The 21,792-nt window shown below is 48.5% G+C and carries 17 protein-coding genes and 1 riboswitch; of the genes, 16 read left to right on the top strand and 1 reads right to left on the bottom strand.

All coding sequences use genetic code 11. The annotated features are described in order from the left end of the window. Nucleotides 1-88 precede the first annotated feature (88 nt). The 8 genes from G9F48_RS17305 (at nucleotide 89) to G9F48_RS17270 (ending at nucleotide 9,093) form a co-directional block, all read left to right on the top strand. Nucleotides 89-991, top strand: a complete 903-nt coding sequence (locus G9F48_RS17305; protein WP_165409860.1) for an aldo/keto reductase — start codon at nucleotides 89-91, stop codon at nucleotides 989-991. A 299-nt stretch (nucleotides 992-1,290) separates the two neighbouring features. Continuing rightward, entirely contained in the window at nucleotides 1,291-3,375 is a 2,085-nt protein-coding gene (locus G9F48_RS17300; RefSeq protein ID WP_043866838.1) for a BglG family transcription antiterminator, read from the top strand. 221 nt (nucleotides 3,376-3,596) lie between these two features. Then, the gene (locus G9F48_RS17295) at nucleotides 3,597-5,111 is read left to right on the top strand and encodes a class I adenylate-forming enzyme family protein (RefSeq protein WP_156735918.1); all 1,515 of its coding nucleotides are present in this window, start codon (nucleotides 3,597-3,599) and stop codon (nucleotides 5,109-5,111) included. Between the two features lie 158 nt (nucleotides 5,112-5,269). After that, entirely contained in the window at nucleotides 5,270-6,130 is an 861-nt protein-coding gene (locus G9F48_RS17290; RefSeq protein WP_146276132.1) for an SDR family oxidoreductase, read from the top strand. A 12-nt stretch (nucleotides 6,131-6,142) separates the two neighbouring features. After that, nucleotides 6,143-6,646: a D-lyxose/D-mannose family sugar isomerase gene (locus tag G9F48_RS17285; RefSeq protein WP_014304360.1), complete on the top strand. Its 504-nt coding sequence runs from the start codon at nucleotides 6,143-6,145 to the stop codon at nucleotides 6,644-6,646. Between the two features lie 86 nt (nucleotides 6,647-6,732). Next, complete coding sequence (locus tag G9F48_RS17280; protein WP_165409859.1) at nucleotides 6,733-7,356, top strand: GNAT family N-acetyltransferase; 624 nt, start codon at nucleotides 6,733-6,735, stop codon at nucleotides 7,354-7,356. A 6-nt stretch (nucleotides 7,357-7,362) separates the two neighbouring features. Continuing rightward, complete coding sequence (locus tag G9F48_RS17275) at nucleotides 7,363-7,785, top strand: pyridoxamine 5'-phosphate oxidase family protein (RefSeq protein WP_003156270.1); 423 nt, start codon at nucleotides 7,363-7,365, stop codon at nucleotides 7,783-7,785. Between the two features lie 498 nt (nucleotides 7,786-8,283). Continuing rightward, entirely contained in the window at nucleotides 8,284-9,093 is an 810-nt protein-coding gene (locus G9F48_RS17270; protein ID WP_165409858.1) for a lipid II flippase Amj family protein, read from the top strand. A 37-nt stretch (nucleotides 9,094-9,130) separates the two neighbouring features. On the opposite strand, the gene G9F48_RS17265 is transcribed toward G9F48_RS17270, so the two are convergent. Beyond that, entirely contained in the window at nucleotides 9,131-9,421 is a 291-nt protein-coding gene (locus G9F48_RS17265) for a DUF3817 domain-containing protein (RefSeq protein WP_003156265.1), read from the bottom strand. 176 nt (nucleotides 9,422-9,597) lie between these two features. Between G9F48_RS17265 and G9F48_RS17260 the strand changes: the two genes are divergently transcribed. The 8 genes from G9F48_RS17260 to G9F48_RS17225 all read left to right on the top strand — a co-directional run bounded on the left by G9F48_RS17260 (nucleotide 9,598) and on the right by G9F48_RS17225 (nucleotide 21,771). After that, nucleotides 9,598-10,032, top strand: a complete 435-nt coding sequence (locus G9F48_RS17260) for an Lrp/AsnC family transcriptional regulator (RefSeq protein ID WP_003156263.1) — start codon at nucleotides 9,598-9,600, stop codon at nucleotides 10,030-10,032. A gap of 63 nt (nucleotides 10,033-10,095) precedes the next feature. Next, on the top strand, nucleotides 10,096-12,282 hold the full coding sequence (locus G9F48_RS17255) for a DNA topoisomerase III (protein WP_003156261.1): 2,187 nt from the start codon (nucleotides 10,096-10,098) through the stop codon (nucleotides 12,280-12,282). Between the two features lie 232 nt (nucleotides 12,283-12,514). Beyond that, nucleotides 12,515-13,600 (top strand): lipoprotein YdaJ, encoded by a 1,086-nt coding sequence (locus tag G9F48_RS17250; protein ID WP_165409857.1) that lies wholly within the window; start codon nucleotides 12,515-12,517, stop codon nucleotides 13,598-13,600. Further along, nucleotides 13,581-14,429 (top strand): diguanylate cyclase domain-containing protein, encoded by an 849-nt coding sequence (locus G9F48_RS17245; protein ID WP_165409856.1) that lies wholly within the window; start codon nucleotides 13,581-13,583, stop codon nucleotides 14,427-14,429. Before G9F48_RS17250 ends, G9F48_RS17245 begins: the two co-directional genes overlap by 20 nt. Further along, entirely contained in the window at nucleotides 14,419-16,146 is a 1,728-nt protein-coding gene (locus G9F48_RS17240) for a DUF2334 domain-containing protein (protein ID WP_165409855.1), read from the top strand. Before G9F48_RS17245 ends, G9F48_RS17240 begins: the two co-directional genes overlap by 11 nt. Beyond that, nucleotides 16,139-17,401: a glycosyltransferase family 2 protein gene (locus tag G9F48_RS17235; RefSeq protein ID WP_165409854.1), complete on the top strand. Its 1,263-nt coding sequence runs from the start codon at nucleotides 16,139-16,141 to the stop codon at nucleotides 17,399-17,401. Before G9F48_RS17240 ends, G9F48_RS17235 begins: the two co-directional genes overlap by 8 nt. 5 nt (nucleotides 17,402-17,406) lie before the next feature. After that, nucleotides 17,407-19,512, top strand: a complete 2,106-nt coding sequence (locus G9F48_RS17230; RefSeq protein WP_165409853.1) for a cellulose biosynthesis cyclic di-GMP-binding regulatory protein BcsB — start codon at nucleotides 17,407-17,409, stop codon at nucleotides 19,510-19,512. A gap of 135 nt (nucleotides 19,513-19,647) precedes the next feature. After that, nucleotides 19,648-19,794: riboswitch (cyclic di-AMP (ydaO/yuaA leader) on the top strand. 156 nt (nucleotides 19,795-19,950) lie between these two features. Continuing rightward, complete coding sequence (locus G9F48_RS17225; protein ID WP_165409852.1) at nucleotides 19,951-21,771, top strand: APC family permease; 1,821 nt, start codon at nucleotides 19,951-19,953, stop codon at nucleotides 21,769-21,771. Nucleotides 21,772-21,792 lie beyond the last annotated feature (21 nt).

Genomic DNA, 21,792 nt, shown 5'->3' with positions numbered 1-21,792 from the left:
AAAATCGGCCGCCGAAGCAGAATGAAACAGCATGGGCAATTCCTGAAAACAGAGATACAAGAGGCTCTAAGAAAAAGGGGGATTTCACATGCAGCGCATTCAATTGGCTGAAGACCTGGAATTTTCAAGAGTGATACACGGGCTTTGGCGTTTGAACGAATGGAATTATTCAGACGGAGAGCTGCTGAATCTGATTGAATGGTGTATCAGCCAAGGCATCACCACCTTCGACCATGCCGATATATACGGCGGTTATACGTGTGAAAAGCTGTTCGGCGGCGCTTTGTCCCTTTCGCCTTCAATAAGGGAGCGAATCGAAATCGTCACAAAATGCGGGATTGTCATTGAATCACCGGAGCGGCCCGGAAACAAGTCGCATCATTATAATACGTCGAAGTCTCACATCTTAGCGTCGGCGGAGCAGTCGCTTTTGAATCTGAATACGGATTATCTGGATGTGCTGCTCATTCACAGACCGGACCCGCTTATGGACCCGGAGGCTGTGGCTGAAGCGTTTCACGCGCTGAAAAGCTCGGGCAAGGTCAGATATTTCGGGGTATCGAACTTTAAAGCGCACCAGTACAGAATGCTCGAATCCTATTTGGATGATCCGCTCATCACAAACCAAATTGAAATCTCGGCGTACGAGCTGCAAAATATTCATGACGGCACGCTGGATTTCTGTCAGGAAAAACGCATTCCGCCGATGGCGTGGTCACCGCTTGCGGGCGGGAGCGTCTTTACAGGACAATCAGATAAGGACCTCCGAATCCGTGCCGCGCTTCGTTCCGTACAGGAAGAAATCGGCGCCGCTTCCATTGACGAAGTCATGTACGCATGGCTGTTCACCCACCCGGCAGACATCATGCCGATTGTCGGCAGCGGAAAAGAGAACCGCATTTCCGCCGCGGTGCGTGCATCCGCATACAAACTCAGCCATGATCAGTGGTTCCGGATTTATACCGGTGTCCAAGGCTGCGATATTCCATAAACAGAACAAACGCCCGGAAGGTATCTTCCGGGCGTTTGTTTATGTGGTGTGCAATGTCTAAAAACAAGTAAGGTCACTTTGAAGTATAGCCGTGCGGATCAAGAGTAACAAGCGTCATGGCATATTATCTGACACATTTTTCTTTTTCAATACTGTCACACGGCCTTGTGCCAAATTGCCATTTGAAAATGGTTGAATAATCATTGAAAGCGTTTTATATTATAATTTACACCACTTTCCCCGGCAGCACTCCCCATATGCCATACTTCTCACAACTAGAAAATCTGGAGGCGCGTTTCATGTATATGACAGCGAGAGAACAAAAATTAATGAAACATCTATTACTGCAGAACCGTTACGAGACAGTGCATGAACTGGCAGAAGCTTTACAAGTCAGCACAAGAACCGTTCACCGCGAGTTAAAAACAATCAAACCGATGATGGAATCATTCGGTCTGGCACTTGATAAACAGCCCGGCAAAGGACTGAAAGCGGTAGGAAACCCGGAGGACAAACAAAAACTCCTGTCAGACCTGTCCTATGAACAGCATGAATACAGCGCTGAGGAGCGGAAACTTTTAATTCTATGTTCACTATTAGAGTCGCAAGAGCCGATCAAGCTCTACAGTCTGGCGAACGAACTGCAAGTGACAAACGCGACAATCAGTTATGATCTGGATGAGCTGGAGACCTGGATTGCGCCCTTCGGCTTGACGCTGATCCGAAAAAGGGGCTTCGGCATACAGCTGACGGGTCCGGAAAATGCGAAACGGAAAATCGTCGGCAATCTCATCGTCAACCGGCTTGATATTCAGAGCTTTTTGGAAGCGGTTGAATTCAATATTAAAGGAAAACCGGACGATGCTGAAAAAATGTTCGGCGTCGTAAATAAAGCGGAACTTTTGAAAATGGACCGGCTCTTGATTCAGCTCAAGGAAAAAATCGCGATCGCCTTATCTGACAGCTCATACATGGCGCTTGCGGTTCATTTAACCTTTGCAATGGACCGGATCAGACTCGGAGAAACCATCACGATGGAGGCTTCGGAACTAAAAGCGCTGCAGCAGACGAAGGAGTACGGCTCTGCGCTGGAAATGGCAAAAGAGCTTGAAAAAGCGTTCGGCGTTTCAATTCCGGAAGCTGAGATCGGTTATATCACCATTCATTTGCGGAGCGCCAACCGCCAATACAAAACGGAATTCAAACCGGAAAACATTGAAGTTGAAACGGCCTTGCAAACGAAGCAGCTGATCGGATTCATTTCTGAAAAAATCAAAATTGATCTGACGGAAAACGGTTCTTTATACGACGGTTTAATCGCCCATCTGGAGCCTGCGATCAACCGGGTAAAAGAAAATATCGACATGTACAACCCGATGACCGAGCAAATTAAACGCGACTACTTTCTGCTGTACATGGCCGTAGAAGAAGGAATGGAAAAATTCTTTCCGGGGCTTCTTTTCTCTGATGATGAGATCGCTTTCATCGTTCTTCACTTCGGCTCCGCTCTGGAAATCAAACGGGAAGAAGCGAAGATCAAAGCGCTGATCGTCTGTTCCAGCGGCATCGGGTCGTCCAAAATGCTCGCATCCAGACTGAAAAAGGAGCTTCCGGAAATCCGTTCCTTTGATATGTCTTCCCTCATCGAACTGAAGGACCGAGATATCACCGCGTATGACATGATCGTTTCCACCGTTCCGATCCCGTATGGAAACATTGATTACGTCATGGTCAGTCCGCTTTTAAACGAAGAAGACGCTGATCAGGTCAAGCAGTACATCAAAAGAAAAATTCCGCTGATTCTTGACAAAAAAAGAAACGGTAAAAGAGAAGAGAAGCAGCCGGAGACGCCTGATATGCTGGAAGCGGCCGGCCGTATGGCACATTATGCGGCGGTTATCCAAAGCGTGCTGCGGAACTTTTCGATCAAATCCATTGAGTCAAACACGGCGTACGAACTGTTTTTGAATCGTTTGTTTGCCATGCTTGAGCAAGAAGGATTTGTCCGTAATGCCAAACAAACCGCACAGCGCCTTGCAGAGCGTGAACGACAGGGCGGACTCGGCATTCCGGGAACGGCGATGGCGCTGTACCATCTCAAAAATGAAGAAATTGTCACGCCTTTTTTCAAAATTTATGATTTGACAGCTCCATGCAGTGTCAAAGGCATGGACGGAAATTCCCTGACCGTCGGCCGCGCTTTGGTGATGATGGCGCCGGCTGATATGCCCGCTGAAGGGTCGGAAATACTAAGTGCGGTCAGCTCCGCCATCATCGAGTCCGAAGACAGTATAAAAGCCTTCCAGACGGAGGATGAAGCCGATTTATACAAACGTTTAAATAAGCTGTTTTATCATTTCATTCAGGAGAAAGGACAGCGGTAAACAGAAAGCGCACACCTCATAGGGGGTGTGTTTTTTTCTGCATGTATGAGGGTAAGGGGAAGGGAAGAAACTAAAAACATGGGACTATTGTATCATTCACGAATGGAATAGTTCTAAAACAAAATTGTTTTACAAGTTATATTTTTTGGTTTAAAATGGGTTGCGTGAGGAAGAAAATCTGACAGAGTTTTTTGTGATTTATGATTATGGGAGATGAAAATATGGAGACATTACAGCATCTGATTCTGCATGACATTTCAAATAGCGAAGAGATCGAAGCTGTAAAAAGCGGTGCGCATACCCTGACCTACGCGGAATATCGAAAACGAATCAACCAGCTTGCACAAGCGCTTCTTGATAAAGGAATAAAAAAAGGCGACAGAGTGGCGATGCTTTGCAAAAACGGCCACGCGTCATCCATTGTCATGTTTGCGGCACTCGAAATCGGCGCGGTTGTTGTGCCGGTCAGCTGGCAATTAACACCTTACGAAATGAAAGGCATTTTAGCAGCCTGTGAACCGAAAGCTGTCTTTTTCGGCACTGAATTTAAAGAGATTATGGAAGAAGTTCTTCCTGCGCTGGTATCTTCTCTTAAACTGAAGGTCGAGACAGGAACAGCTGCGGAGACAACGCCTGAGTTTGACGCTTTATTGACAGGCTCCGGTGATACACCGGATGTCGAAACGGTGTCTGAAAACGATACGGCATTGCTGATGTTTACTTCAGGTACAACCGGCAATCCGAAACGCTGCATGATCACTCACGGCGGCATATACAACTACGTAAACGCGACATTGGCTTACACGGGGAGAATGCAGCATGTCCGCTTCTTAGCATGTCATCCGAATTACCATACGAGCGCGATTATCTGCCAGATGGTCGGCACGATGAGCGGAACGACATTCATTATGACAGACAATCAGGACCCTGTGGAAAACTTGAAGCTCATCGAAAAAGAAAAAATTCAAACCATCATGGCGCTGCCAGTCTATTTCACATACCTGCTGAAAGCATGGGAAACGCACCAGACTGACATGTCTTCTATCGTTTATATGATGACGGGAGGCACAAAGGTGCCAAGCAGCCTAATCCAGCAGTATCTCGACATCGGCATCCCGCTCATGCACGGATACGGAAGCACGGAAGCGTGGGGCATCAGTTCTTGGAATCCGCAAATGGGAATGGATAAAGCCGCTTCCGCGGGTAAACCGATGGAAGAAGTGGACGTCCGCGTTGTAGATCCGGAAACAGGTGAAGTCCTTCCGCAAGGCTCAATCGGAGAAGTCGTTGTGGCAAGTCCGTTTTTATTCAAAGGCTACGAAGGTAATGAAGAAGCGACACGAAAAGTGCTGAAAGACGGCTGGTTCCATACCGGCGATTCCGGCTATGTGGATGAAGACGGATTTATCTTTATCACCGGACGTTATAAAGATGTCATCATCTACGGCGGCGATAATATTTATCCGGACCAGATTGAAGAAGTCATTCAGCAAGTGCCGGGCATTCTCGAAACAGCGGTTGTCGGTATCCCTGATCCGCTTTACGGCGAAAAGCCGAAAGCGTTCATCGTGACAAACGGCAGAGAAGACCTGACAGAAGAAGAAGTGACCCGATTCCTTCAAGAACGTCTTGCTGCCTTTAAAATTCCGGACATTGAGTTCGTCAGCGAACTTCCGAAAAACAACCTTGGAAAAGTGAGAAAAGACGTGCTCCGCAAACAAGCGGTACGTTCATAATAGAAAACAAAAACCCGGCTGCCAGCCGGGTTTTTTTCTTGCGTTCCATGTGAAACATTTTTCTCCGAAAACGTTTTGAACTGTCTCAATCATGTTTATCCGGAGGACAGCCGAGGTAGACAAGAAATATGACAACGAACCAGAAGGAGGAACTTGACATGGAAAACTATCCGAAGGAATTCCCGGCGGAATCACAAAACCGCCAGCCGGGCATTGAAAACGAAATGAATCCGGCGCCTGTTTACGAATACAAAGAATATAAAGGCGCTGACAAATTAAAAGGGAAAACCGCGCTCATCACAGGGGGCGACAGCGGTATCGGACGCGCCGTTGCGGTTGCTTACGCGAAGGAAGGCGCAAATGTCGCGATCGTCTATTTTGATGAACACGGTGATGCGGAAGATACAAAAAAACGAGTGGAAGAAGAAGGCGTAAAATGTCTGTTAATCCCCGGCGATGTCGGTGAGGAAGACTTTTGCAATGAAGCCGTTGAAAAAACGGTTGAAGAATTCGGGCGTCTTGATATTCTCGTGAATAACGCCGCGGAACAGCATCCGAAAGAAAGCATTAAAGACATCACAAGCGAGCAGCTTCACAGAACCTTTAAGACAAACTTTTACTCACAATTTTATTTGACTAAAAAAGCGATTGATTACATGAAGCCGGGCAGCGCGATCATCAATACGACATCCATTAATCCTTACACAGGCAACCCGCAGCTGATTGACTACACGGCTACGAAAGGCGCGATTAACGGTTTTACGAGATCCATGGCGCAAGCGCTCGTCAACGATGGTATCCGTGTCAACGCCGTGGCGCCGGGGCCGATCTGGACACCGCTTATTCCGGCGACATTCTCAGAAGAAACAGTCGCTTCCTTCGGTCAGGATACGCCGATGGGCCGGGCAGGCCAGCCTGTTGAGCATGTCGGCTGCTATGTGCTCTTGGCCTCAGACGAATCCTCTTATATGACCGGACAGACGCTGCATGTCAACGGCGGCAGATTTGTGACCACATAAGGAGGCTGACCGATGACGATATCGAAGCATGACGTGAATGCATACTATCAAAAAGCGGGAATCGTTCTGACTGATGATGAAGTCGAAGACATTCAAATCATGGATTACGGCTTAGGCAAGCTTGAGGAAACCGGGCTTCAGCTGTTTATTTACGTGAATACCGACCGCTACTGTTCGAAAGAATTGGTGCTCTTCCCGCGCCAGACGTGTCCGGAACACCGCCATCCGCCGGTCGGCGGCGAGAAGGGAAAACAAGAGACATTCCGCTGCCGCTGGGGGAAGGTGTATCTCTACGTGGAAGGCGAAAAGACAGAGAACCCAAGCGTCCTCCCGCCGGAAGAAGACAAGGAATACTACACCGTCTGGCATGAGATTGTGCTTGAGCCGGGCGGACAATACACCATTCCGCCGGATACGAAGCATTGGTTTCAAGCGGGAGAAGAAGGGGCGGTCGTCACGGAAATGTCATCGACAAGCACGGATGATCACGATGTTTTCACCGACCCGCGCATTTAAGGATGAGGCTGCACGCCTCATCTTTTTTGTATGGAAAAAAATAAATTTACCTGTATAATGGCTAATAAAGGAAAGAAGGTGCGATCGTGTTTTCCTGTCAAATCCGGGAACATCTGACGATCAGATTGCTTGCCAAAGAAGATACGGACGAATTGTATTCTGTTATGAAGCGAAATCAAAACCATCTCAGCGAATGGCTCAGCTGGGCGGAAGAACTGGCTGACATCGATACGTACCGCGATGTGATCATCCCCGAATGGCGCTATAAATATGCGGAAGAGAATGGGTTTGACGCCGGAATTTTTGTTAAGGGCCGGTTTTGCGGCATGATCAGCATCCATAATGTCGATACAGTCAATCAAAAAGCAGAGATCGGCTACTGGCTGGATCGAGAGCATGAAGGATTCGGCATTATCACCGCAAGCTGCCGGGCGGTCATCACCCATGCATTTCAGGACCTCGGGCTGAACCGCATCATGATCAGCGCGGCTGAAAAAAACACGAAAAGCAGAGCGGTGGCGGAACGGCTCGGATTTCAGAAAGAAGGACTGACGAGAGAAGGCATTTTCGTACAGGGCGCCTATCATGACACGGTGAACTACAACATGCTGAAGCGGGAATGGAGCGAAGATCGGCAGAAGAGCACATTTCTTGGTTTAAATGTCTCCCCAATGTGGAAAAGTAACAGCGGAGACGTTAAAAAGGAGTGATTCTTCATGAATCAAAATGAAATCAAAGAAAAAGTGCTTGAAGTACTGGATCATCATAAAGTCGGTTCGCTTGCGACGGTAGAGCAAGGCAAACCGCATTCACGCTACATGACATTTTTCCATGACGGCTTAACGATTTACACGCCGACGAGCAAAGACACTCATAAAGCGGAAGAAATTGAAAACAATCCGAATGTTCATATTCTGTTAGGGTATGACTGTGAAGGATTCGGTGACGCTTATGTGGAAGTGGCCGGAACCGCCAAACTGAACAACTCAGCAGATTTAAAAGAAAAGCTGTGGGATCCGAAACTGGAACGCTGGTTTGACGGAAAAGACGATCCGAACCTGGTGATTCTTGAAATTGAACCGAAGCAGATCAAGCTCATGAACGCGGGTGAAAAAACGCCGGCCGAGCTGGAACTTTAATAAATCATTTGATTATTCAGGGGCAATCTGTTATACTTAACTGCTAAGTGACAACATGCAAATAAAAAAGAAAGTAAACTTCTTTTTTCTGTTTTGATATAGAAGCTTCAGGCTTCAACGGACAGCTTGAAAAAAAGCTGAGCTTATTCTTTTCCTTCTGATATTCGCCCCTAACGAAGAGATGGAAAAAAGACTTTTTGTTTTACAATTCACACCGGCGCGGCTTCGGAGCCGCAGTGACGATTGAGAGGTAGGGCTTTCGTTGTCTTGTGTTCAAGAACTTCCATGGTGTTTACTTTCGAAGAATGATTCTGTCGGAACTGTTAATACGAATCACCCGCAGGCTAAGGCGGGCAACCATATATTATTTATTTGCGTAAGAAAAGAATAAGACAAAACCGCGCCGGACATCCGGGCGGTTTTTTTATGTAAACGGCCGAAACCTCGCCGCAGTCTGCAGAGTCTAATCAGTATGAAAAGATTTGGAGGAATCATACATTGCACGTTATTACTTCACAAGTACTGTTTATCTTCTGTTTTCTGCTGCTGATACATTCGATTGAAACGCTTGCCTATGCAACACGGCTTTCCGGCGCGAGAGTCGGATTTATCGCGTCCGCGCTGTCATTATTTAATGTCATGGTTATTGTGTCGCGCATGTCAAACATGGTTCAGCAGCCGTTTACCGGACATCTGATTGATGCCGCTGGATCAAATGCCCTGTCTGTTGTGGGCGCCCAGTTTCGATTTTTAATCTTCGGCTCCACGGTCGGAACGATGCTCGGCATCTGTCTTTTGCCGACATTCGTCGCGTTATTCTCCAGGGCGATTATACACTTGGCGGACGGAGGGGGCTCCGTCATGCAGGTATTTAAAAAAGGATTTTCACTTAGCGGGCTGAAGCATGCGCGTTCTTATATCAGACTGCCGTCAGTCTCCTATTTAAAGGGGCTTCAATTCCGAATGATCCCGAAACGCTTGTTTGTCATTAATATGGTCATTACGTCTATTTACACGATCGGTGTTCTGTCCGCTCTGTACGCCGGCCTTCTGGCGCCTGAGCACAGCACGACCGCCGTGATGGCATCAGGCTTAATCAACGGCGTTGCGACTATGCTGCTGGCCGTGTTTGTTGATCCGAAAGTCTCCGTACTGGCAGACGATGTGGCGAAGGGCAAGCGCAGCTACGTCTCCTTAAAATGGACCTCATTGACGATGGTCACATCAAGGGTCGCGGGCACGCTTCTCGCCCAGCTCGTATTCCTCCCCGGCGCTTATTATATCGCCTGGGTGACGAAATGGATGTAACGCATGAAAAAAGCTCCTCTGCAGAAGAGGAGCTTTTTTATTGATAATTTCTCAGGCCGCGATCATAAATAAAATTACCGAACGGAATAAAGGCCGCGATAAAACCGGCGGCTGACCATTTCACATGCCATTTGACAGTAAATGCCGCATACGCCAGCACCGCCAGATAAATGATAAACAAACCGCCGTGAATGGAACCGGCAATGGTGACGGCGAGCGGATGATGAGCCCAATACTTCAGCGGCATCGCGATAAACAGCAGCACCAAAAGCGACATTCCTTCAATAAACCCCATCGTGCGAAGTCTGCCGATCGGCGTGTGTAACATACAGCTCCCTCCTGTCGGACATCTTTTTTCCTCTATACTATAAGCAAAGGGCAGTCCTAATATGACCATTTCGCGTCAGTTCCTGAAAAAACCTTCATGATTTCAGCCTGTTGTTCTTGTCATTTTTCGGATTTCTCTTGATAATATAGCCAAAAGGGTAAGGAAGGACTACAGTCATGAAACTAGATAATGTGGATCTGAGCATCATTAAAGAGCTGCAGCGGGACAGCCGCCTGTCCATGCGGGAGCTGGGCAGAAAAATCAAATTGTCAGCCCCGTCCGTCACAGAGCGTGTCAGACAGCTTGAATCCTTCGGCGTTATTAAGCGCTATACATTGGACATTGATCAAAAAAAGATCGGGCTCCCCGTCTCCTGCATTGTCGAAGCGACGGTGAAAAACGGAAAATACGATCAATTCAAAACCTACATTCAATCCATTCCCAACATTGAATTTTGTTTTCGGGTCGCCGGGGCGGCGTGTTATATGCTGAAGATTAACGCGGACAGTCTGGAAACGATCGAACACTTCATCAACCGCACCTCTCCGTATGCCCAAACCGTGACCCACGTCATTTTCTCAGAAATTGACACAAAAAACGTCCTCGATTAGAGAGAGCGTGAGGAAGTCTGTTATAATAACAGGATGAGTGTGAAAGAAAGAGAAGTGAAAAGCATGTCAAAAACAGTTGTATTAGCTGAAAAACCTTCAGTCGGCCGGGACTTGGCCCGCGTTCTGAAGTGTCATAAAAAAGGAAACGGATATCTTGAAGGCGACCGCTACATCGTCACATGGGCGCTCGGGCATCTGGTAACGCTCGCTGACCCTGAAGGATACGGCAAAGAATTTCAATCATGGCGGCTTGAGGATCTGCCGATTATTCCGGAGCCTTTAAAGCTCGTCGTCATTAAAAAAACAGGAAAACAGTTCAATGCGGTCAAAGCTCAGCTTGTCCGGAAAGACGTCAGCCAGATCGTAATCGCTACAGACGCAGGACGGGAAGGGGAACTTGTGGCCCGCTGGATTATCGAAAAGGCAAACGTCCGCAAACCGATTAAGCGGCTGTGGATTTCCTCTGTGACGGATAAGGCGATTAAAGAAGGATTTCAAAAGCTCCGCAGCGGCAAAGAGTACGAAAACCTGTATCATTCCGCCGTTGCCAGAGCGGAAGCGGATTGGATCGTCGGCATCAACGCGACCCGCGCCCTGACCACGAAATTTAACGCGCAGCTGTCATGCGGACGCGTCCAGACTCCGACACTGGCGATGATCGCCAAACGCGAAGCGGATATTCAGGCGTTCAAACCCGTTCCTTATTACGGTCTCCGCGCGGCGGCTGATCAGATGACGCTGACATGGCAGGATAAAAAAACAAAACAGACAAGAACGTTCGATCAGACGGTGACCGGCCGTTTGGCAAAAGACCTGCAAGGAAAGCCGGCAGTCATTTCAGAATTGAAAAAAACGGCGAAGAAAAGCTTCGCTCCCGGTCTTTACGACTTGACGGAATTGCAGCGGGACGCTCATAAGCGCTTCGGTTTCTCCGCAAAAGAGACGCTGTCCGTTCTTCAAAAGCTGTATGAACAGCATAAGCTTGTCACTTACCCGCGGACGGATTCCAGATTCCTTTCCGCAGACATCGTGCCGACTTTAAAAGACCGTTTAAACGGCATGGAAGTTAAGCCGTACGCCCAGTACGTCAATCAAATACTGAAGCGGGGCGTCAAAGCGCATAAAGGATTCGTCAATGATGCGAAAGTATCGGATCACCATGCCATCATTCCGACAGAGGAGCCGCTGATCCTTTCAAGCCTCAGCGACAAAGAACGAAAGCTTTACGATCTGATTGCCAAACGTTTTCTCGCCGTGTTAATGCCGGCGTTCGAATACGAAGAAACAAAGGTCACAGCCGATATCGGCGGCGAAACATTTACCGCAAAAGGGAAAACGGTTCAATCGCCTGGCTGGAAAGCCGTGTATGATATGTACGAGGATGATGACGATCATGAGGAAGACAAAGACCAGACGCTCCCGGATCTTCAGCAGGGTCAGCGCCTCACTGTCTCATCATTGAAAGAAACGAGCGGACAGACGAAACCGCCGGCGCGCTTTAATGAAGGCACGCTGTTATCCGCGATGGAGAACCCAAGCGCCTTTATGCAGGGAGAAGAGAAGAACCTTGTGAAAACATTGGGTGAAACCGGCGGACTCGGAACAGTCGCCACCCGCGCTGATATCATTGAAAAACTGTTCAACAGTTTCTTGATCGAGAAAAAAGAAAAAGATATTTTCATTACGTCAAAGGGGAAGCAGCTCTTACAGCTCGTCCCGGAAGATTTAAAATCGCCGGCCTTAACCGCTGAGTGGGAGCAAAAGCTCTCCGCCATCGCAGCGGGCAAACTGAAATCCGCCGTGTTCATTAAAGACATGAAAACATATGCGGGCAAAACGGTGAAGGAAATCAAAAACAGCAGCCAGACTTTCAGACATGACAACATTTCAGGCACAGCCTGCCCTGATTGCGGCAAAATGATGCTTAAAGTCAACGGCAAACGCGGCACGATGCTCGTATGTCAGGATCGTGAGTGCGGCAGCCGGAAAACGCTGGCAAGAAAAACAAACGCCCGCTGTCCGAACTGTCATAAGAAAATGGAGCTTCGCGGCCAGGGCGAAGGCCAAACCTTCGCATGTGTATGCGGCCACCGGGAGAAACTGTCCGTCTTTGAAAAGCGGAAGGCGAAAGATAAATCCGGACGCGCATCCAAGCGGGACATCAACTCTTATATGAAAAGCCAAAACAAAGAGGAGCCGATGAACAACGCGCTGGCAGAACAGCTGAAAAAACTCGGCCTGGATAAATAGATCAGAGAAAGGCAGCATTTGTAAAGAAATGCTGCCTTTTGTTGTGTTTTTTACTGTAATGGGAATACGATCCAGACGAAGAGGGAAAAGGTGAGAGGCGGCGCTCCCATTTAAAATTTTCCAATGTGAAAAAATGCTAGTATTCTTTTATCGTTTCCTTTATAGTAAAAATACTTTGTGAAAAAATAAGATATGGGTCTAAAAAAGGATTTATAAAATAGGAGGATGGGCTGTGAAGCAAATCGTTTTTCGTCTGATGCTCCTTTTGATTTCGATCGTTCTGACGGCGGGGTGCGCGGAGGCCGGCACTGAAAAACAGGCGGCAGCCGAACCGTCCGGACCGCTTCAGCCCGCAGAGCATTTTATTTATCATAAATTGATGAACGGGCGGGGGATGATCCGGACGAACATATCCGGTGAGCCGGAATATTTATCTGAGTCTCTCGGACTATGGATGGCATTTTTGCTGAACAGGAAAGATGAACGGCAGTTTCAAGCGCAATATCAGCTTCTCACCGATTCGTTTCTGACGAAAAACGGGCTCGTGTCGTGGAAGATTGACGGGAATAAAGCGAGCGGCACCAATGCCTTAATTGACGATTTCAGAATCATGAACTGTCTGAATGAGGCCGGAACCCTGTGGGGAAACAGTGAATACGGGAAAACAGCGGTGCAGATCGGGAAGGCGCTGGAAAAATACAATACGAATGACGGGTATTTTACGGATTATTATGATGCCGCTTCAAATGCCGCATCAAAGACCGTGACGTTATCCTATGTTGACCCCGGCGCCTTACAGATGCTCAGAGAAAAGGGGATTATCGATGAGAAAACGGAAAACCGGAACCTTGATGTTCTCAATCTTGCGTCCCTGAAAAATGGTTTTCTGCCGAAATCATTCAATACCGAAACAAAGGAATACAAATATGACAGCGAAGTGAATGTCATCGACCAGCTGTACGCCGCCGTGAATCTGAAGCGGGGCGATGACAAGGCCGCCGCGCTGTCAAAATGGATCACAGAAGAATGGAAGTCGCGCGGACAGCTGTACGGACGATACAGCGCAGACACGAAGGAGCCGGCGGTTCAGTACGAATCACCGTCCGTTTACGCCCTGGCCGTTCTTTTTTTAGCAGAACAAAAAGCTGATCCGGCTGTCATCAAGCCGCTTTATGAAAGAATGACTTCATTTGAAACACTGGACACGCTGAAACCCGATTACGGCGGCTATATGAGCGGGAGCGATACACATTCTTTCGATAACCTGCTGCCGCTTCTGGCTGAAAGGAAATTGTTTAATGAAAACATCATTCAATGAATCACAAAAACTGTGCAGCTACACAGCAGTTATGCTGGTGCTGCTGTCTTTTTTTATTTACTATGCGTCTCAGCAATCCGCAGGGCTTCTGATAACCTGCATCACATTGCTTGTTGCGGGAGCCGGCATATGGTTCGGGGCAATCTACGCGCTCGTCATCACCTTACTCGTCTTATTTGTTCTCGGCAGCCTGCTCCTGTGGTTTCAGACCGGGAGCTTTATGGCGTCTGCCGGTGCCGAAAGTCTGCAGGTGCTGGTCATTTGGGGGATTGCGCTGCTGCTCTTTTCTTACATAGCGGGAAGGATTCACGAGTTGGCGAAGGGGCTTGAGCGCTCAGTGAAACAGCTGCGTGAAGAGATTACGAGCTTTGTCGCCGTCGACAGGGTGACCGGCTTTGACAACCATCTGCGGATGAAGCTGGAGCTTTCCGAAGAGATCAAGCGGGCGGAACGCTACGGCAATTCCTTCGTCTTTTTGCTGCTGCACATGCATTATTTCAAGGAATTCAAATCCCTGTACGGAGAAAAAGAGACCGATCGGCTGCTGGCGTTTATCAGCCGCCAAATCCGGTCAAGCGTTCGGGAAACAGACAAAAAATTCAGGCCGTCCGCCGAACGGTTCGGCATCGTGCTGACCCATACGCCTGAAGAAAACATGCCGGCCGTTCTGGCGAAGCTGAAAAAGGAATTGGATACGTACCGGCTGCAAAACGGTAAATACGTCTCCATCACCTTCCGTGTATGTTACTTGGCGTACCGAAAGGATTTACAAACGGCCGAGCAATTTTTAAACGAACTGGAAAACGAGATGATGATGAATGAACTCTAAATGGATATGTCTCTTACTCTCGGCGCTCTTCATGATTTCGGCGGTTTATGTTCCCCGTCCGGCGGAAGCAAAAGACAAAAAGGACGGCATTCTCATTATTTATACAAGCACGGACGGCAAAGAAACCGCTGAGGTCAAAATGCTTGATCTGACCGCGGGCCATTTCTCATCCGCCGTCACCGTGAAAAGCGACGGAGACATCACAGCCGCGGACTTCAAAAAGAATCGGCGCGTCATCTATTACGGCGTCACGAAAAAAAAGCTCAGCACATCATTTGTGTCACTGATCAGCAGCATGCCGCAGCAGCTTATCAGCATCGGCTATAACGCCGGACAGTTCCGCCAATTTGCGGGGTTGTCCCTGACAGAAAAAGAAACGGTATACCGCATTTACGGCAAAAAAGAAAAAACAGACATGCCGCTTGAAAAAGGGATGTCCGTGCTCGGCGTATCGGGAGTAAAAGGAAAGTCCCTTTATACATACCGGTCCGGTGACGGCAGCACCCGCCCTTTTATGTGGAAAACGGCGCGCTCTGACTATTATTTCGGTGTGACGAGCCTGTTAAATGATTCGTTTCTGACGGCGAAAGCGCTGCGCAACGCATTCGGAGAATCACAGGGCGGCACCCTCCTTTATTTACGGCTTGAAGACATCAGTCCGATGTCAGATGAAACATTGCTTTACGAAGCGGGCGCTTACCTGCATAAAAGACACATTCCGTTTATTCTGGCGGTCATTCCGGTCTATCTCAATCCGGAAAACGGAGAAAAAGTATACCTGGCGGACAAGCCGAAAATGGTCCGCGTCCTGAAAAAACTTCAGCAAATGGGCGGCAGCATCATTATTCACGGCTACACGCACGCATACCGATACAGCGAAACGGGAGAAGGCTTTGAATTTTGGGATGCCAAAGCGGATCAGCCGATTACGTCAGAAAATGCGGATGATACTCCGGTCAAGCTTGAAAAGGAACAGGATTTTCCGAATGAAAAAGCGTACCGGGCGTATGTGAAGCCTTTCCGTGAAAAAGAAAACATCTACACGAGAACGAAGCTGGAGCAGGCGATTGACGATCTGACAGAGCTCGGCCTTTACCCGCTGTCATTCGAAGCGCCGCACTACACGATGTCTGAAGAAGGCTACAAAATCGCATCTTCTTATTTCTCCAGCATTTTCGGACAAGTGCAGCTCAGCGGCGCGACGTGGAAAACCTCGGGCGCCCCTCCGTTCGTCTCAAAGCCGGCTATGCTGGACGGGATGACGCTGTACCCTGAAACAATCGGTTATGCCGATAACTCAAAGGAAAATCCGCTCGGAGATATGGAGAATCATATTTCGCAGATGATTGATTTCGGCGGCGGAACGGCGGGCGGTTTCTACCATCCGTATCTCGGCATGAAATACCTCCCCGAGCTCGTCAATCAGATGGAGCGGATTCCCGGCGGCGAGTGGCTCGATCTGAAGAAAACGAAGCAAACGGTAACGTCGGACAGCGTCAGGATCAAAACGGACGGAGACGGAACCATTCATGTGGAGAACAAGATTCATCCGGTAACGGCCTTTTTCAATCATCACCAGCAGACGCCTCTGGAAAAAGCGCTTTGGATTCTCTCCGGCGTGGTGTTATTGTTCATCATCATGTTCGCCTGCTACGTTCTTTATTTGCGCGCCACATTAAAAAAACGAATCTTTAAGGAGAGAAGAAGCCTTGAGTAACATTCTGTTTTTTATCTCATTAAGTTTAATATGGGTGATGCTTCTCTATCACATGTTTCTGATGCAGGGCGGATTCAGGCATTATATGACCTTCGAACGGAACATTCCGAAATGGCGCGCAAAGATGGGGGAGCTCCCGAAGGTCAGCGTGCTCATTCCCGCGCATAACGAGGAGGTCGTCATCAGGCAGACGCTGAAGGCGATGGTGAATCTGTATTATCCGAAAGACAGGCTTGAGATCATTGTCGTTAATGATAATTCCTCCGACCGGACGGGAGATATCGTCAATGAATTTTCCCGTCAGTATGACTTCATTAAAATGGTCATCACAAAGCCCCCTAACGCCGGAAAAGGAAAATCTTCGGCGCTGAACTCAGGGTTCGCGGAATCGAACGGAGACGTGGTCTGCGTGTATGATGCGGACAATACGCCGGAAAAAATGGCGGTGTACTACCTGGTTCTCGGTCTGATGAATGATGAGAAAGCGGGAGCGGTTGTCGGGAAATTCCGTGTTATCAATGCGGCCAAAACGATCCTGACGAAGTTTATCAATATTGAAACCATCTGCTTTCAGTGGATGGCGCAGGGCGGCAGATGGAAATGGTTCAAAATCGCCACCATCCCGGGAACGAACTTCGCGATCAGGCGGAGCATTATCGAACAGCTCGGCGGCTGGGATGATAAGGCGCTGGCGGAGGATACCGAGCTGACCATCCGCGTGTATAATCTCGGCTATCATATCCGCTTTTTCCCGGCGGCTGTGACATGGGAGCAGGAGCCTGAGACATGGAAGGTCTGGTGGCGTCAGCGGACAAGATGGGCGCGCGGCAACCAATACGTCGTTCTCAAGTTTTTATCCCAATTTTTCAAGCTGAAACGCAAGCGGATCATCTTCGATCTGTTTTATTTCTTTTTTACGTATTTTTTGTTTTTCTTCGGTGTGATCATGTCAAACACGATTTTTATCATCAATCTTTTTTACGACCTGCACCTGGCAGTCGGGTTTTTGGCGATGATTTTGTGGATACTGGCCTTTTTCCTGTTTATGACTGAGGTCATGATTACTTTAAGCATTGAAAAAACAGAAATGAACAAACAAAACTTCTTTATCGTATTTCTGATGTACTTTACATACTCCCAGGCTTGGATCGTGCTCGTCATCTGGTCATTATTCACAGAGATCAAGCACCGCTTGTTCAAGCAGGAAGTCAAGTGGTACAAAACGGAGCGATACAATCAAAATAAAAGCGGGTGACCTTTTTGAAAAAAGCGATCATATTGATAACCGGCCTTTTGCTATTGATGTATAACGGGCAGGCGGCCGCGGCCCGGGAGCTGAAAACGGACCGTTCCGCCCTCGGAACAAGCGCCGGCGCAAAAGAGCAGCAGGCGCTGACTGGCGATCTGATGACACTGTACGGGGCGAAAGACAGCTCAGAGCTGACCTATCAGATTCCTGCGGGAGCTTCGAATGCCGATCAGTCGCTTCTGATTGATTACGAGGCGTCAAACTTATTAATTGCCCCGTCTTCTTTAACCATCGCCATTGATGATGAACCCGTCAAATCCATAAAGCTTGACGGCAGCTCCAAGCGGAAAACGGTGAAGCTCAATCTCAGCAAAAGCCAATCCGCCCAAGGCTATCACAATGTATCATTACGGTTTTACGGCGTATTAAAAGAGGGCGTCTGCGTCAGGCAGGATACGTCAGGCAACTGGATAAAAATTTATCCGGACAGCCGCCTTGTGCTTTCAGAAGCAAGCAAGTCAAAGGGAGCGGATCTCGGCCATTTCCCGTATCCGTTTGCCCAATCAGGCAATACGGGTGAAGAAACCGATATTATCCTTCCTGACAAACCGACCTCGGCGGAAGCTGAAGCCGCAGTCAAAACAGAAGGATTTCTGAAAACGGCAGACAGCAGGCTGAAGGTATCCTATGTAAAAGAATCCGATGCCGGCAAAATCAGCAATCCGTCAATTGTCATCGGCGCTGATCAGCATTGGAACGGGAAAATAAAAGAGCTTTTAGATCGCGGGAACATCAAAGCCGAAAACAACAAACTTCTTCTCGCTGAACGGGTTCTGACATCAGGGGACAAACGGCAGCCCGTCCTGTTTGTCACGGCGCAATCAGACAAAACGCTGGCGGATAAAATCCGCGTCATCACAGACAGCGCTTATTCAAGCCAGCTGGGCGGAGATACTTTGACAATCGGCCGCCTTCAGCCCGCTGCGGAAAAGACAGGCAATAAACTGACATTAGAGGACTTCGGCGCGGGAAATGTAACGGTCGGATCAAACAAAACGGCGTCAGAGCACTTCTTTTACCCTGCGGCGGCCGCTGTTGATAAAGACGGTAAGGTCAAGCTTTCACTTACATTAAAGACGTCTGAAACGATCCGGACGAAGGCGGATTCAGCTAATGACGCCGAGAGAGCGGAGCTGAACGTCATGGTCAACGGACAGCCGAATGCGGTGCGTCTTGATGATCTCGGCAATCAAGATAAAGACGGCTTTTACCACGTCTCAATCCCGATTGATCCGAAGCTTTTGCGAAGCAGCAGGTACATTGATCTGCAATTTGTCACGTCAGGTTTGAAACATAACAACCCGTGTATCGACCGTGACGAAAATAAATGGGTCTATATTGATAAAAGCAGCATGCTGACGTATCCGGTAAGCGATGCGGCGCAGAAAGCGGATTTCGGGCAATGGCCGCTCCCGTTTGCGGGCGGCGTGAAAGAGAAAACAGTGATCGTCACCCCGGATGACGTAAACATACAGACACTGAAAGAGCTTTCTCTGGTGGCGGATTCATTCGGAAACGGCTTTACCGTAAAGACGGCATCAGACATGAAGGAAGCGGATGCCAAAGGCCGGAATGTTGTGTTTATCGGAGGCCTGCCGCAAATTCCGCTTTTGAAATCAAACGCCTCTAAGCTTCTCGTGCCGTCAGACCGCAGCGGCGCGTACGATGTTTCTTCGTTTCAGATGCTGAATGAGACAACGAAACAAGTCGCGTTTACCCAGGAATCACCTTGGGACTCCGGCCGGAGCATCGCTGTTTTTGCTCCGTTATCAGGCAGCGGCGCGGCTGTCACAAAAGAGCTGATCAGCTTTTTAGACAGCACAAGCGATGCCGCAACCGTCGTCAACGAAACGGCCGGCAAGCAGCTGTTTTCAAACCATCAGCAAATCAAATCCGACGACAGCAGTCCATCGCCTGATACGAAAAGCCGTTCCGTAGCACTGAACGTCACGTATATCGCTGTTTTCGCGGCGCTTATAATTATTGCGGCCGGTCTGATCTGGCTGACGGCAAGAAGGAAAAAAAGAAAAACGGATCATGAAAAAAACGAAGAGTAATGAAGGAAAAAGAGGCCATTAACAGGCCTCTTTTTTTTGTATTTTTATTTCCATTTTTGGCGGTGATTTTTTTATTTTTGAAACAGCATAAAAGCCCCTTTACAACTGAACGGGACGGGAGTATGATCTCTTTTATAATCTATATCGCTTAATCTGTAATCAGAGCGGGGGAACCAATTTGCGGCGCGTCATGCCGCTTGGGGTGAATCCTTTTTCAGGTAGGGCCAACTCTCATCAGCCCGAATCCGACAGCTAACCTCGTAAGCGTTCATGAGAGGAGATGAATGAAACCTGTGCACGATTATGGCGCAGGGGCATCCGTTTGCCTCTGTGTCTTTTTGCTGTGCTGAAATATGGCATGCAATCGTTATTCGGAGACATCATAGCAGTAAGGGTTTGTAAATCAAACGGAAAATGAAAAAAAGGGGAAGACAACAAATGTACCATTCAATCAAAAGATTTTTGATTGGGAAACCGCTGAAATCACAGGCGGCCGGAGAGCAGAAACTCACGAAACTCAAGGCGCTCGCCATGCTTTCTTCAGACGCGCTGTCATCAGTTGCTTACGGAACGGAACAGATTCTGATCATTTTGGCTGCGGTAAGCGCGGCCGCGTTTTGGTATTCCATTCCGATCGCAGCCGGCGTTCTCATTTTGCTGCTTGCTTTGATTCTGTCCTACAGACAGATTATTTACGCTTATCCGCAAGGCGGAGGCGCTTATATGGTTTCAAAAGAAAACCTTGGTGAGAAGCCGGGCCTGATTGCGGGCGGCTCATTGCTTGTTGATTATATTCTGACGGTGGCGGTAAGCATTTCTGCCGGAACTGACGCCATTACATCGGCTTTTCCGGCTTTGCACCCGCATCATTTGCTCATTGCTGTTTTGCTTGTGATTCTGATTATGATTTTAAATTTGAGAGGACTGTCAGAGTCGGCGTCCATTTTGGCGTATCCCGTCTATCTGTTTGTGGCGGCGCTTGTCCTTTTGATCGTTGTCGGACTGTTTAAGCTTATGACGGGCCAGGTTCATCCGGCCGAACACACGCCGATCGGCACACCCGTGGCGGGCATTACGCTGTTTTTGCTGCTGAAGGCCTTTTCATCCGGCTGTTCGGCACTGACCGGTGTTGAAGCCATTTCAAACGCGATCCCGGCCTTTAAAAATCCTCCGGCGAAAAACGCGGCCCGCACTCTGGCCATGATGGGGATTCTGCTGGCGATCTTATTTACGGGGATTACGGTGCTGGCGTACGGCTACGGCACGGGTCCGAAGCCTAACGAGACCGTTATTTCACAAATCGCCGCGGAAACCTTCGGACGGCATACGGTGTACTATTTCATTCAAGGCGTGACATCCCTGATTCTCGTGCTTGCGGCAAATACGGGCTTTTCCGCTTTTCCGCAGCTGGCGTTTAATTTAGCGCGCGATCAGTATATGCCGAGAATGTTTACGGTACGGGGCGACCGATTAGGATTTTCAAACGGAATCATCTTTCTCGGTATCGCGTCCATCTTGCTCATTCTTTTATTCGGCGGCCGCACGGAACATTTAATTCCGCTTTATGCCGTCGGCGTGTTCATTCCATTTACGCTGTCGCAGACGGGAATGTGCATCAAGTGGATCAGGCAGAAGCCGAAGGGCTGGGCGGTAAAAATGCTGATCAACTCATGCGGCGCCGCCATTTCATTTATGGTGCTGTGTATTTTATTCGCGACGAAGTTCAATCTTGTCTGGCCGGTGCTGTTATTCATGCCTGCTGTCGTCATGCTGTTTTTCGTCATTAAAAATCACTACACCGCGGTCGGCGAACAGCTGCGGGTCGTTGATCAGCAGCCTGAGGAAATCAAGGGAACCGTCGTCATCGTGCCTGTCGCCGGTGTCACCACCGTCGTCCAAAAATCGATTCAGTATGCGAAATCATTATCGGATCAGGTCATTGCGGTTCATGTTTCCTTTGACAGAGAACACGAAAAAAAGGTGGAAAAGCGCTGGGAAGAGCTTCATAACGGCGTCCGCCTCGTCACCCTGCATTCCTCATACCGCAGTCTGGTTCACCCGTTTGATAAGTTTTTGGAAACGGTCGAACAAAAAGCGAAAAAAGAACAGTTCTCCGTGATGGTGCTGTTTCCGCAATTTATTACGAAAAAACGCTGGCAGACCATCCTTCACAACCAATCAGCCTTCTTGCTCCGCGTCCGGCTGTTTTGGAAGAAGGACATCATTGTCGCCACCCTGCCGTATCATTTTAAAAAGTAACGGTAAAGACCGCAGGCTAAA

The organism is Bacillus sp. EKM420B (assembly GCF_011065565.1).
In the GTDB taxonomy this organism is placed as follows: Bacteria; Bacillota; Bacilli; order Bacillales; family Bacillaceae; genus Bacillus; species Bacillus velezensis.
The sequence above is the reverse complement of the archived record's forward strand: the minus strand, read 5'-3'. Positions and strand labels throughout refer to the sequence as shown.